The following is a 12,914-nucleotide window of genomic DNA, read 5'->3' as shown; positions in this document are numbered from 1 at the left end:
TTGTCGTTTCCAAGGTCTGCCCGAGCGGATATACACCCTGCACCCCGAGAAACCGATTGGCGGAGGATGACATGACACGGGTCTGGAGCAAGTCCGACTGGCGCGCGAAGCCGCGGGTTCAGATGCCCGACTATCCCGATCAGGCCGCGCTTGCGGCGGTCGAGGCGCGTCTGTCGAAATATCCGCCGCTGGTCTTTGCCGGCGAGGCGCGTCGGCTGCGCAGCGAGCTTGCCAAGGCGAGCCGCGGCGAGGCCTTCATGCTGCAGGGGGGCGACTGCGCCGAGAGCTTTGCCGATTTCTCGGCCGACGCGATCCGCGAGACCTTCAAGATCATGCTGCAGATGGCGGTGGTGCTGACCTATGGCGCCAAGGTGCCGGTGGTAAAGGTCGGCCGGATGGCCGGCCAGTTCGCCAAGCCGCGCTCGGCCCCGACCGAGTCGAAGGATGGGCTGGAACTGCCGTCCTATCGCGGCGACATCATCAACGACCTCGACTTCACCCCCGAGGCGCGGATCCCCGACCCTCAGAAGATGCTGCAGGCCTACACCCAGGCTGCGGGCACGCTGAACCTGTTGCGCGCCTTCTCGACCGGCGGCTTTGCCGACATCCACCGGGTGCACGCCTGGACCACGGGCTTTGCCGACGTCGACAAGGCCGACCGCTATCGCGAGCTGTCGAACCGGATCTCGGACGCGCTGGCGTTCATGAGTGCGGCGGGCCTCGATTCGGCCAAGATCGAATCGATGAGCACGGTCAGCTTCTACACCAGCCACGAGGCGCTGCTGCTCGAGTACGAAGAGGCGATGACCCGGGTCGATTCGACCACCGGCCAGACCGTTGCCGGATCCGGCCACATGATCTGGATCGGCGACCGCACCCGGCAGCCGGACGGTGCCCATGTGGAATTCTGCAAGGGCGTGATCAACCCGATCGGTCTGAAGTGCGGTCCCACGATGACGGCGGCGGACCTGAAGGCGCTGATGACCGCGCTGAACCCCGCCAACGAACCCGGTCGGTTGACGCTGATCACACGGTTCGGCGCCGGCAAGGTGGCCGAGAACCTGCCACGGCTGATCGAGGCGGTGCAGGAAGAGGGTGCCAACGTGCTGTGGGTCTGCGATCCGATGCACGGCAATACGATCAAGTCGTCCTCGGGCTACAAGACCCGGCCGTTCGACCGGGTGCTGTCCGAGGTCCGCGAGTTCTTTGCCGCGCATCGTCAGGCGGGAACGATCCCGGGCGGCGTGCATTTCGAGATGACCGGCGCGGACGTCACCGAATGCACTGGCGGCGTCCGTGCGGTGAAGGACGAGGATCTCTCGGACCGCTACCACACGGCCTGCGATCCGCGTCTGAATGCCAGCCAGTCGCTGGAACTGGCGTTCCTGGTCGCCGAGGAACTGTCGAACCGGCGCGATTCGGTTCAGATGGCGCAGAACGGCAATTGAATCGCCGACTTGCAGGCAATACCTGATGCAGACACCCGCCGGTTTCCGGCGGGTGTTTTCATATCGGCCGGAGCCAGACTTCGCCCGGATACTCCCGATAAAATTTAATTTTAACAATTACTTACAGTTCTAATCTAACGTCACGTGTTAACAAGATAAAGATGCGGGCGCTGTCCCGGTTCGACCCGGGCCGGGCGCGGTGCTGCGCAGGCGGCCGGACCCTCGATCAGGTCAGGTGCGGCACGATCCCGGATCCCCGGGGCGCGATCCATCCAGCCGCTTTCGATCGGGTGCTCGCGGCCATTGCCTTCGGACAGCGGCGTGATCTGAACATCGCGCAGATCGAACCGGCGCGGCGCCCGGCCGACCGGGCCGAGGGTTGCAAGGCAGCCGATGATCCGATCGATTGCGCCGGTGTCGCTTTGCATCGGTAAAAGAAGCATCGCGCCGTCCATCGGCGGCTTGCCAAGGCCGCGGGCGGCCGACAGCGTGATCCAGGCCTTGGCCGGGGTATCGAACACGCGTTGCAGCGCGGCCGCCACAATGTGCCGGGCCTGCGGCAGAAAGAAGGTGGTCAGCGGCATGCCCCGTGCGTCCATACCCTGCAAGGCGTTCAGATGGCTGCCGGCAAGGCGAAATCTGGCGACGCCGGGCGCAAGGCGTTCGAGGACGAAGCAGCGATCCAGCATCCGGCCGATCCCGCGCGGATCGACCTCGCTGCGCAGCGGCATCTGCCGCGGCCCGCGCAGATTGTCCCAATAGGTTTCAACGGTCTTCATCTCGGGGAAGCGCAGGGTGGCCCGTCCTGCATCGGCAAACGCCACGATATTCCTGAAATCGGTCAACTCGTCCAGCATTTGAAAACTCCATCACACAAAGCCAGCTTCGGGCGCGAAGGCACCGCCGCTGTGAGTTCGCCATCCTGCGGGTGTCCGTTAACCCTTGACGGCACAATGATTACCTGTGTGTAAACTTGGCATATTTCCGAGAAATTGTCTGGAAAAAGATCGCAAATGGTTAAATCTATGACCGCCTATGCAGGGCACTCGGACCAGGGCGCGGATTTCAGCTGGATATGGGACCTGCGCAGCCTGAACGGCAAGGGTCAGGACCTGCGGCTGCGGGTGCCGGACTGGATCGAGGGGCTGGAGGCCGGCCTGCGCGCCCGCCTTGCCGGGGTTGTCCGTCGCGGCAGCGTCACCCTGACTCTCCGGCTTGCGCGGCTTGACGACACGGCCGAGGAGGCGCTGGATCCCGCGGGGCTCGACCGGGCGCTGGCGCTGTTGGCACGGGTTGCGGACCGGGCCGACAGGCGCGGGCTTGCCCTGACCCCGCCGACGGCGGTCGACGTTCTGGCGATGAAGGGGGTGCTGGCGCCAGCGGGAGAGGTGGCGGCGACCGACAGTCTGCGCGAGAAGTTGCTGGCCGATCTCGACCGTCTGCTGGTGGATTTTGCGGCCATGCGGGCCGCCGAAGGTGCAGCGCTGGCCACGGTGCTTGCCGACCAGCTGGACCAGATCGAGGCGCTGACCCGCGCGGCGAGCGCGGCCGCCATGGCGCGGACGGAGCAGGCGCGGGAGAGTCTGCGCGCGGCCCTTGCCCGTGTTCTCGACGCCGCCGAGGGGCTGGACGAAACGCGCCTGACCCAGGAACTGGCGTTGATCGCGGTCAAGGCCGACATCACCGAAGAGCTCGACCGGCTGGCCGCGCATGTCGATGCGGCGCGCGCGCTGTTGGCCGAGCCCGGCCCGATCGGGCGCAAGCTCGAGTTCCTGACCCAGGAATTCAACCGCGAGGCCAATACGCTCTGCTCGAAATCCCAGGATGTCGCGCTGACCCGCATCGGCCTTGACCTCAAGGCAGTGATCGATCAGATGCGCGAGCAGGTCCAGAATGTGGAGTAACGCCAGATGCTTGCCGAACGCCGGGGATTGCTGATCATCCTGTCTTCGCCCTCGGGGGCCGGGAAGTCGACGCTGGCGCGGCGGCTGATGGAATGGGATCCGAGCCTGTCGTTTTCGATCTCGGCGACGACGCGAACGCCACGGCCCGGCGAGACAGACGGCAAGGAATACCATTTCCTCGGCGTCGATGCCTTCAAGAAGATGGTCGCGAACGGCGAGATGCTGGAACACGCGCATGTCTTTGGCAACTTCTATGGCTCGCCGGTGGGCCCGGTGCGCGAAGCGATCGAGGCCGGCCGCGACGTCCTGTTCGACGTCGACTGGCAAGGCGCGCAGCAGATCCGCACCTCGGAACTTGGCGGCCACACGCTGTCGATCTTCATCCTGCCGCCGTCGATCACCGAGTTGCGCCGGCGGCTGATCAGCCGCGGCCAGGATGCGCCCGAGGTGATCAGCAAGCGGATGCAGAAAAGCTGGGACGAGATCAGCCATTGGGACAGCTATGACTATGTCCTGATCAACGAGGATCTCGAGGCCACGTTCGAACGGCTGGTGAGCATCGTGAAGGCCGAGCGGATGCGACGGCCGCAGCAGCCACGGCTGCGCGATCACGTTCGCGCCCTGCAGTCGGAATTCGAAGAGGAGGGAGAGGCATGATCTATGCACTCGACGGAATCGCGCCCGAGATCGACCCGAGCGCCTGGGTGGCGGCGGACGCCAACCTGATCGGCAAGGTGACACTTGCGGCCGATGCCTCGGTCTGGTTCGGCTGCACGCTCCGGGGCGACAACGAACGGATCACGGTCGGCGAGGGCAGCAATGTGCAGGAGAACTGCGTGCTGCATACCGACATCGGCTATCCGCTTGAAATCGGACGGAACTGCACCATCGGCCACAAGGCGATGCTGCATGGATGCATCGTTGGCGAGCAAAGCCTGATCGGCATGGGGGCGACGGTGCTGAACGGGGCGGTGATCGGCCGAAACTGCCTGATCGGGGCCGGCGCGCTGATAACCGAAGGCAAGACGATCCCGGACGGCAGTCTGGTCATGGGCGCGCCCGGCAAGGTGGTGCGCATGCTTGACGAGGCGGCGATCGCGGGGCTTCTGGGGTCGGCCCGGCACTATCAGGACAATGCCCGGCGTTATCGTGCCGGGTTGGTGGCGCTCTGAGGTCCGGGGTCTATGCCACGGCGTCGGGGCAGGCGGGTTCTGGTGTCAGGCGAAGGGTGTGCAGCGCAGATGTCGCTCCCCGAGCTCGAGCACGTTGAAATCGACGTTCGGCCAGGATGCGGCGACTTCGGCCACGATCAGACTTGCGTTGGGCAGTGGCGGGGTGAGCGCACGATAGGGGCCGCGATAGCCGACGGCGGACAGCACCCGCGCGGCGTCAAGGACATCGCCGGACGACCACATCAGGGTCGAGAGGATGCCGCAGGGTGTGATTCGCGATATCAGGTCACTGTTGATCGACTGAAGCGGTCTTTGCAGCAGGGGCGCTGTTTTGCAGTCGAACGCGTGGCGCAGATCATTCTGCAACGACAGCGGAAGAATTGCTCGCCCAATCCAGAGAATGGCCCCATTTTCGGCCTGATGCCCACTCGCTTCGGGGAAAGTCTGGATTTCCTTGAATCGGCGCTGCACATTCACTTCGCCCGGATCCCTTCGTCGTTTACACCGCAAGGTCAATACCTTGATGCCTTGCGATATTTCGCATCGAATCGACTTGTTACCCGCACAAACGCACAACCATGGAAGGTGGTCATACCACTCCATGCGTAGGCAGTTCTTCCGGCGCTCGCAAGCGCTTTTCGAATAATTTGCTAAGCATCGGTGAAACGCGACGGGTGCGCCTCAGGTGACCGATCGCCACCTTGCCCGGACGCCGCGGCACGCCCATCTTTGCCGCGCCCACCTCGCCACGGTTTCCGGATTGGCAATGAACTCCGAACTCTCCGCCTCGCTACTTGCAGTCATTCCGATGCCGCTGGTCCTGATCGGACCGGACGAGCGGATCTCGGCGATGAATCCGGCAGCCACCGACATTTTCGGCAAGGCCGGGGCCGGGCGGCACCATGTCACCGTTCTGCGGCAACCGGCGTTGCTGAACTGTATCGAGGAGGTGATGCGGACACGGCAGCCGGCCAGCGCGCGCTATATCGAGAAGACCCTCAACCGCGAGGCCACCTACAAGGTGCTGGCCGCACCGGTCGAGGGCGAGGGGATACTTGGCGTCCTGGTCTCGTTCGAGGATCTGACCGAGCTGGAACAGGCGGGCCAGATGCGGCGCGATTTCGTCGCCAACGTCAGCCACGAACTGAAGACCCCGCTGACCGCATTGCTGGGGTTTATCGAGACCCTGCGGGGGGCGGCGCGCGACGATGCCGAGGCGCGGGAACGGTTCCTGTCGATCATGGCGCGCGAGGCCGAACGGATGAACCGTCTGGTGTCGGACCTGCTGTCGCTCAGCCGGGTCGAATCGGCCGAACGACAGCGCCCGACCGGCCGGGTGAGGGTCGACGAACTGGTCGAATCGACGATTCTGACGCTGCGGCCACTGGCCGAGGGCGTCGGTGTGGCGCTGGAGATCGAGCGCGAGGGAACGGGTGGCTTTGACGTTCCGGGCGACGTCGACCAGTTGCAGCAGGTTCTGACCAATCTGGTCGAGAATGCGATCAAATACGGCGCCAGCGGCGGCCGGGTCACGATCCGGGTCATCCGCAGGGAGCGCGAACTGGCGTTTCGCGGCCCCGGAGTTCAGATCGAGGTCGTGGATTATGGCGAGGGCTTTGACGCGATCCACATTCCGCGCCTCACCGAAAGGTTCTATCGCGTCGACAGCCATCGCTCGCGGGCGGTCGGCGGCACCGGGCTGGGGCTGGCAATTGCCAAGCACATCGTGAATCGCCATCGCGGCCGGTTCCGAATCGAAAGCGCACCGGGGGCAGGGGCGAAGTTCACTGTCTTGCTGCCGGCCATCGCGTGAGGCGGCGGCACCCGCCCGGCGAATTGCAACCATCTGAAACCGGATTGATTTCAACGGCGGCGGATCCGGGTCACTTGGCGTCAATTCGTTAACGAACTGCGGCTTTTCCGGACATTGTCATAAAGTCGTTACAAAACTGACACAAAAGGCAAACGTGCGGCGCCTACGACGCCCCCAAGGCCGTCGGGATGGCGGTCTCTTAACCACTGCCATGGAGAACACTCATGTCTCTCGTCAAGCTGACCGCCTCCGCCCTGGCGGTCGCTGCCGTTTCGGCCACCGCCGCCGCCGCCCGCGACAACGTTCAGGTCGCCGGCTCCTCGACCGTGCTTCCCTATGCATCGATCGTCGCCGAAGCCTTCGGCGAAAACTTCGATTTCCCGACCCCCGTGGTCGAATCCGGCGGCTCCTCGGCCGGTCTGAAGCGCTTCTGTGAGGGCGTGGGCGAAAACACCATCGACATCGCCAATGCCTCGCGCAAGATCAAGGACTCGGAAGTCAAGGCCTGTGCCGACGCCGGCGTGACCGATATCGTCGAAGTCCGCATCGGCTATGACGGGATCGTCTTTGCCTCGGACATCAAGGGCGCGAAATTCGTCTTCACCCCGGAAGACTGGTACAAGGCCCTGGCCGCCGAGCTGCCCGACGCCGACGGCAAGCTGGTCGCCAACCCGAACACCAGCTGGTCGGAGGTCAATGCCGATCTTCCCAACCAGAAGATCCTCGCGTTCATCCCCGGCACCAAGCACGGCACCCGTGAAGTCTTCGAAGAGAAGGTTCTGCTGGCGGGCTGCGAGGAAGCGGGCGCGTTCGAGGCCATGACCGCTGCCGGCATGGACAAGAAGGAAGCCACCTCGAAGTGCGTCGGCGTGCGCACCGACGGCGTGTCGACCGACATCGACGGCGACTACACCGAGACGCTCGCCCGGATCGCTGCCAACCCCGAAGGGCTCGGCGTCTTCGGCCTGGCCTTCTATGAAAACAACATGGACAAGCTGCAGGTCGCGACCATGTCGGGGGTCCTGCCTTCGACCGAGTCGATCGCCACTGGCGAATACCCGGTGTCGCGTCCGCTGTATTTCTACATCAAGAAGGCCCATGTCGGCGTGATCCCCGGCCTGCAGGAATATGCCGAGTTCTTCGTCTCCGACGAGATCGCCGGTCCTGACGGCCCGCTCGCGGCCTATGGCCTCGTGTCGGATCCGCAGCTGGCCGAGACCCAGGCCCTGGTTGCCGCCGATAAGGTAATGGGCGAGTAACCGGACAACCGGTCGAGGGGGAGGCGCGAGCCTCCCCTTCTTTCTGCCGCAAGGGCAGGCCCGAAATCATGCAGCCGGCCCCTTCGGGGGCCCTGCGGCCTTCACAGTGCCGGGGCGCGCGTCCGCACCCCCCACGCGAAACCGACCTTTGATTGAGGTGGCCCGATGCCGGTTCTCTGGATCGTCCTAGCAGTCCTCGGACTCGGACTGATCGGATATTTTGTCGGGCGTTCCCGCGCCCTTGGATCCGCCGGAGGTGACATCCGTCAGCTCCATTCCCTGCCCAGCTACTATGGCTGGAACGCCTTCATGTTCACGGTCGTCCCGTCCCTGATCGTGCTGGCGCTCTGGCTGCTGTTCGCCCCGACGCTGATCGAGAACCGGATCGCGGCGACCCTTCCGCAGGCCACGCTCGAGCAATCGGGCAGCACCAGCCTGTTGATGTCCGAGGTGCGGCGGGCTGCGGACGCGCTCGATCTTGCGGTGCAACAGGGCACCATGGACGATGCGTTCTCGCGCAATCTGCGCGCCGAGTTCACCGATGTCACCGGGCGGCTGAAGGCCACCGGATCGATCATCACCCAGGATGTGACCCAGCCGGTGCTGCGCGCCGCGCAGCAATACCGGGTCATGTCGAGCACATCGAACCTGATCATGAGCGTGCTGGTGGTGGTTCTGGCCGTGGTCGGTCTGATCTATGCCTTGCTACGCACGAACCGCGATTTCCGCGCCCGCAACACGGTCGAGATCGGCATCAAGTCGATCCTGATCCTTGCCTCGTCGATCGCGATCCTGACGACGCTTGGCATCGTGCTGTCGATGCTGTTCGAGACCGCGAACTTCTTTGACCAATATCCCTGGCAGAGCTTCTTCTTCGGCACGAAATGGGCGCCAGACTTCCGCGGCAACTCGGCCCTCGGGATGCTGCCGCTGCTGTGGGGCACGCTATATATCTCGACCGTGGCGCTGCTGGTCGCGGTGCCGATCGGTCTGTTCGCCGCGATCTATCTGTCGGAATACGCCGGACCGCGCCTGCGGGCCGTCGCCAAGCCGATGATCGAGATCCTCGCCGGCATCCCGACCATCGTCTACGGTCTGTTCGCCCTGATCACCGTCGGCCCGTTCCTGCGCGATGCCATCGCAAGCCCGCTGGGGCTTGGCAACAACACCAACTCGGTGATGACCGCGGGCCTTGTGATGGGGGTCATGCTCATCCCCTTCGTCTCGTCGCTGTCCGACGACATCATCAATGCGGTGCCGCAATCCATGCGGGACGGCTCGTTCGGGCTGGGCGCGACCCAATCCGAGACCATTCGTCAGGTCGTCCTGCCGGCCGCGCTGCCGGGTGTCGTCGGGGCCATTCTGCTGGCCGCCTCGCGGGCCATCGGCGAGACCATGATCGTGGTCATGGGGGCAGGGGCCGCGGCGGCCCAGATGGATCAGGGGCTGGGGGCGATCATCAACCCGTTCCAGGCCATGACCACCGTCACCGTCAAGATCGTCAGCCAGTTGACCGGCGATACCGATTTCGCGAGCCCTGAGACGCTGGTCGCCTTCGCGCTTGGCCTGACGCTTTTCGTCATCACGCTGGGTCTGAACGTCCTGGCCCTGATTATCGTGCGCAAGTACCGGGAGCAGTACGAATGACCGACGCAACCGCCAACAGCCCCGCGCTGCCGGATCGCAAGCATTCCGGCTCGCTCATGGAGCACACCGCGCGTACCCGCCGGCGCAACAATGCTGAAAAACGCTTCCGGGCCTATGGTCTGGCGGCAATCGGTATCGGCCTTGCCGCATTGATCGTGCTGCTGGTCTCGATCCTCAGCCAGGGCCTGCCGGCCTTTTCCCAGACCTTCGTCACCATGAAGGTCTATCTCGACCCCGCCAAGCTCGACAAATCCGGCACCCGCGACATCGAGCAGATCAAGAAGGTCTCGACCTTCGGGTATGCCCCGCTGATCCGGGCGGCGATGCAGGAAACGATGACGGCGAACGGGATCGACCCCGAGAAATTCGGCCTGTCCGAGAAGGCCGCCGAGGAGATGATCTCGAAGGAAGGCGCCGCGCAGCTTCGGAACTTCGTCATCGCTCACCCCGACCAGATCGGCCAGACGGTAGAGTTCAAGTTCCTCGCCGACAGCCGCATCGACGGTTACTTCAAGGGCCGGGTCTCGATGGCCTCGGCAAAGCTCGACAGCAACGTGTCGCCGGCGCAGCTGCAACTTGCGGACGCGCTGAAAAAGGCGGGCGTGCTGAAGGTCGGCTTCAACTGGGGCTTCATCACGAACCCCGACGCTTCCGAGAACCGGCCCGAGGCCGCGGGCATCGGGGTCGCGATCATCGGCTCGCTTTACATGATGATCATCGTGCTGTGCCTGGCGCTGCCGATTGGCGTCGCGGCCTCGATCTATCTGGAGGAGTTCGCACCGCAGAACTGGTTCACCGACCTGATCGAGGTCAATATCTCGAACCTCGCCGCGGTGCCCTCGATCGTTTTCGGTATCCTCGGCCTTGCGATCTTCATCAACTGGGCCGGGTTGCCGCAGTCGGCGCCGATTGTCGGTGGCCTCGTGCTGACGCTGATGACGCTGCCGACGATTATCATCTCGACCCGTGCCTCGCTGAAATCGGTGCCGCCAAGCATCCGCGATGCGGCGCTGGGGGTAGGGGCCTCGAAAATGCAGTCGGTGTTCCATCACGTGCTGCCGCTGGCGATGCCCGGTATCCTGACCGGAACCATCATCGGTCTGGCGCAGGCACTGGGTGAAACCGCCCCGCTGATGCTGATCGGCATGGTGGCTTTCGTGCGCGAATTCCCGGCAGCCCCGCCCGAAGGCTTCTTCGATCCCGCCTCGGCGTTGCCGGTGCAGGTCTATAACTGGACCCAGCGCGCCGACCCGGCCTTTACTGAACGTGCCTCGGGCGCGATCATCGTTTTGCTGATTTTCCTGCTCAGCATGAACTTCCTTGCAATCATCTTGCGCCGCCGCTTCGAGCGCCGTTGGTAATGGTGGGACCCGAAAAATGAACGATATGCGACCTCTGGAGCGAGCCGTGGATACCAAGGAAATCAAGTTCGAGTGCCGCGACTGCCAAGTCTATTACGGTGACAAGCACGCGATCAAGGATGTGAGCGTCGACATCGAGGACAAGACCGTCACCGCCTTCATCGGCCCATCGGGCTGCGGCAAGTCAACGTTCCTGCGCTGTCTCAACCGCATGAACGACACCATCGACGCGGCCCGCGTCATGGGCGGCTTCCTGCTCGACGGCGAGGATATCTATGACCGTCGCGTCGATCCGGTGCAGCTGCGCGCCAAGGTCGGCATGGTGTTCCAGCGTCCGAACCCGTTCCCCAAGTCGATCTACGACAACGTCGCCTATGGGCCGAAGATCCACGGCCTGGCCAAGAACAAGGCGGAACTGGACGAGATCGTCGAAAGGTCCCTGCGCCGCGGAGCGATCTGGGACGAGGTCAAGGACCGGCTCGATTCGCCGGGCACCGGGCTTTCGGGCGGTCAGCAGCAGCGCCTGTGCATTGCGCGCGCTGTTGCCACGGAACCGGAAGTTCTGTTGATGGACGAACCGTGCTCGGCGCTCGACCCGATTGCGACCGCACAGGTCGAGGAACTGATCGACGAGCTGCGCGCGAACTATTCGGTGGTCATCGTGACCCACTCGATGCAGCAGGCCGCCCGCGTCAGCCAGAAAACAGCCTTCTTCCATCTCGGCAATCTGGTGGAATTCGGCGAGACCGGGGAGATCTTCACCAATCCGAAGGATCCCCGGACCGAAAGCTACATCACCGGCCGCATTGGCTGATCCAAAACGGCGAACCGGAGAGAACCGACATGGATATCAACGAACAGCATATCGCGACGGCCTATGATCGCGACCTTGAAGCGATCCAGGCCCGCATTATGAAGATGGGCGGGCTGGTCGAAGCCGCGATCCTCGACGCCTCGGAGAGCCTCGCCGAGCGCGACGAGGAGATGGCCGAGAAGGTGCGCGCCGGCGACCGGGCGATCGATGAACTCGACTCGCTGATAAACGACGAATGCGCCCGCGCCATCGCCATGCGCCAGCCCGCGGCGTTCGATCTGCGCACGCTTCTGGCGGTGATGAAGATCTCGACCAATCTCGAGCGGATTGGCGACTATGCCAAGAACATGGCAAAGCGGACCGGCGTGCTGGTGCAGATGAGCGAGATCGAAGGCGGCAACGCGGCGATCCGGCGGATGGCCAAGGCGGTCGAGGTGATGCTGAAGGACGCGCTCGATGCCTTCGTGCAGCGCGATGCCGAACTGGCCGAAGATGTGCGCCAGCGCGATCACGAAGTCGATCTTATGTACAACACGCTGTTTCGCGAGTTCCTGACCTACATGATGGAGGATCCGCGCAACATCACCGCCTGCATGCACCTGCATTTCATCGCCAAGAACATCGAGCGGATGGGCGATCACGTGACGGCAATCGCGGAACAGGTTATCTATCTCTCCACCGGCGAGAAGCCCGGCAGCCCAAGGCCCAAGGCAGACCGCACCTCGGTCGAGCCGATCGGGGAAATGTAATGTCACCGTCGGAACAACCGAGCGTACTTGTGGTCGAGGACGAACCCGCGCAGCGCGAGGTTCTGGCCTATAACCTCGAGGCCGAGGGCTTCCGGGTCTCGAGGGCCGAGAACGGCGAGGAGGCGTTGCTTCTGGTCGACGAAGATGCGCCGGACGTGATCGTTCTGGACTGGATGCTGCCCAATGTCTCGGGGATCGAGATCTGCCGGCGGCTGAAGATGCGGCCCGACACGCGCAATGTTCCGATCATCATGCTGAGCGCCCGGTCCGAGGAAGTGGACCGGGTGCGCGGCCTCGAAACCGGGGCCGACGACTATGTCGTGAAACCCTATTCGGTGGTCGAGCTGATGGCGCGGATCCGCGCCCAGCTGCGCCGCACGCGGCCCGCCAGCGTTGGTGAGCGGCTGGAGTTCAGCGACATCGTTCTGGATGCCGAAACCCACAAGGTGTTCCGCGGCGAAAACCTGTTGAAGCTGGGGCCGACGGAATTTCGGTTGCTGACGACCTTCATGGAAAAACCGGGCCGGGTCTGGAGCCGCGAGCAGTTGCTTGATCGGGTCTGGGGGCGTGACATCTATGTCGATACCCGCACGGTCGACGTGCACATCGGCCGACTGCGCAAGGCGCTGTGCCAGCACGGCGGTGACGATCCGGTGCGTACCGTGCGCGGCGCGGGATATGCGCTCGGCTGACGGCTGACGATGCGAGCAGGAAGGCGGCCACGTGACGTAGGCGTGCTGTGAGGGT

The 12,914-nt window shown here is 64.0% G+C and carries 13 protein-coding genes; 11 read left to right on the top strand and 2 right to left on the bottom strand.

What is annotated here, in order from left to right; all coding sequences use genetic code 11:
* Positions 1 to 71: 71 nt before the first annotated feature.
* Positions 72 to 1,448, top strand: coding sequence for a class II 3-deoxy-7-phosphoheptulonate synthase (locus DQG17_RS05275; RefSeq protein WP_116131693.1), 1,377 nt, complete (start codon positions 72 to 74; stop codon positions 1,446 to 1,448).
* Between the two features lie 140 nt (positions 1,449 to 1,588).
* Here DQG17_RS05275 and DQG17_RS05270 read toward each other — a convergent pair whose 3' ends face one another.
* The gene (locus tag DQG17_RS05270) at positions 1,589 to 2,305 is read right to left on the bottom strand and encodes a PAS domain-containing protein (RefSeq protein ID WP_116131692.1); all 717 of its coding nucleotides are present in this window, start codon (positions 2,303 to 2,305) and stop codon (positions 1,589 to 1,591) included.
* Between the two features lie 156 nt (positions 2,306 to 2,461).
* Here DQG17_RS05270 and DQG17_RS05265 point away from each other — a divergent pair, with 156 nt between their 5' ends.
* From DQG17_RS05265 to DQG17_RS05255, 3 genes are read left to right on the top strand one after another with little or no spacing between them, the layout of a single operon-like run.
* Positions 2,462 to 3,352 (top strand): YicC/YloC family endoribonuclease, encoded by an 891-nt coding sequence (locus DQG17_RS05265; protein ID WP_116131691.1) that lies wholly within the window; start codon positions 2,462 to 2,464, stop codon positions 3,350 to 3,352.
* Between the two features lie 6 nt (positions 3,353 to 3,358).
* Positions 3,359 to 4,009, top strand: coding sequence for a guanylate kinase (gene gmk, locus DQG17_RS05260; RefSeq protein ID WP_116131690.1), 651 nt, complete (start codon positions 3,359 to 3,361; stop codon positions 4,007 to 4,009).
* Positions 4,006 to 4,524, top strand: coding sequence for a gamma carbonic anhydrase family protein (locus DQG17_RS05255; protein ID WP_116131689.1), 519 nt, complete (start codon positions 4,006 to 4,008; stop codon positions 4,522 to 4,524). The genes gmk and DQG17_RS05255 overlap by 4 nt, the downstream gene beginning before the upstream one ends.
* A gap of 45 nt (positions 4,525 to 4,569) precedes the next feature.
* Here the strand turns inward: DQG17_RS05255 and DQG17_RS05250 are convergent, their stop codons facing one another.
* The gene (locus DQG17_RS05250) at positions 4,570 to 5,127 is read right to left on the bottom strand and encodes a hypothetical protein (protein WP_157973529.1); all 558 of its coding nucleotides are present in this window, start codon (positions 5,125 to 5,127) and stop codon (positions 4,570 to 4,572) included.
* Positions 5,128 to 5,290: 163 nt separating this feature from the next.
* On the opposite strand from DQG17_RS05250, the gene DQG17_RS05245 reads away from it, so the two are divergent.
* From DQG17_RS05245 to phoB, 7 genes are all read left to right on the top strand, one after another.
* Complete coding sequence (locus tag DQG17_RS05245; RefSeq protein WP_116131687.1) at positions 5,291 to 6,337, top strand: cell wall metabolism sensor histidine kinase WalK; 1,047 nt, start codon at positions 5,291 to 5,293, stop codon at positions 6,335 to 6,337.
* A gap of 224 nt (positions 6,338 to 6,561) precedes the next feature.
* The gene (locus DQG17_RS05240) at positions 6,562 to 7,596 is read left to right on the top strand and encodes a substrate-binding domain-containing protein (protein WP_116131686.1); all 1,035 of its coding nucleotides are present in this window, start codon (positions 6,562 to 6,564) and stop codon (positions 7,594 to 7,596) included.
* Positions 7,597 to 7,761: 165 nt separating this feature from the next.
* Positions 7,762 to 9,243 carry a phosphate ABC transporter permease subunit PstC gene (gene pstC / locus DQG17_RS05235; protein WP_116131685.1) on the top strand — a complete coding sequence of 494 codons (1,482 nt, stop codon included), beginning with the start codon at positions 7,762 to 7,764 and terminating at the stop codon, positions 9,241 to 9,243.
* Entirely contained in the window at positions 9,240 to 10,604 is a 1,365-nt protein-coding gene (gene pstA, locus DQG17_RS05230) for a phosphate ABC transporter permease PstA (RefSeq protein ID WP_116131684.1), read from the top strand. The genes pstC and pstA overlap by 4 nt, the downstream gene beginning before the upstream one ends.
* A 16-nt stretch (positions 10,605 to 10,620) precedes the next feature.
* Entirely contained in the window at positions 10,621 to 11,418 is a 798-nt protein-coding gene (gene pstB, locus DQG17_RS05225; RefSeq protein ID WP_116131683.1) for a phosphate ABC transporter ATP-binding protein PstB, read from the top strand.
* 35 nt (positions 11,419 to 11,453) lie between these two features.
* Positions 11,454 to 12,167 carry a phosphate signaling complex protein PhoU gene (phoU, locus tag DQG17_RS05220; RefSeq protein ID WP_116132598.1) on the top strand — a complete coding sequence of 238 codons (714 nt, stop codon included), beginning with the start codon at positions 11,454 to 11,456 and terminating at the stop codon, positions 12,165 to 12,167.
* Positions 12,167 to 12,859, top strand: coding sequence for a phosphate regulon transcriptional regulator PhoB (phoB, locus tag DQG17_RS05215; protein WP_116131682.1), 693 nt, complete (start codon positions 12,167 to 12,169; stop codon positions 12,857 to 12,859). The genes phoU and phoB overlap by 1 nt, the downstream gene beginning before the upstream one ends.
* Positions 12,860 to 12,914: the final 55 nt, after the last annotated feature.

Origin of the sequence: Tropicimonas sp. IMCC34043, assembly GCF_003390845.1 — a bacterium.
Taxonomy (GTDB): Bacteria; Pseudomonadota; Alphaproteobacteria; order Rhodobacterales; family Rhodobacteraceae; genus Tropicimonas.
This window is presented reverse-complemented; position numbering and strand designations above follow the sequence as displayed.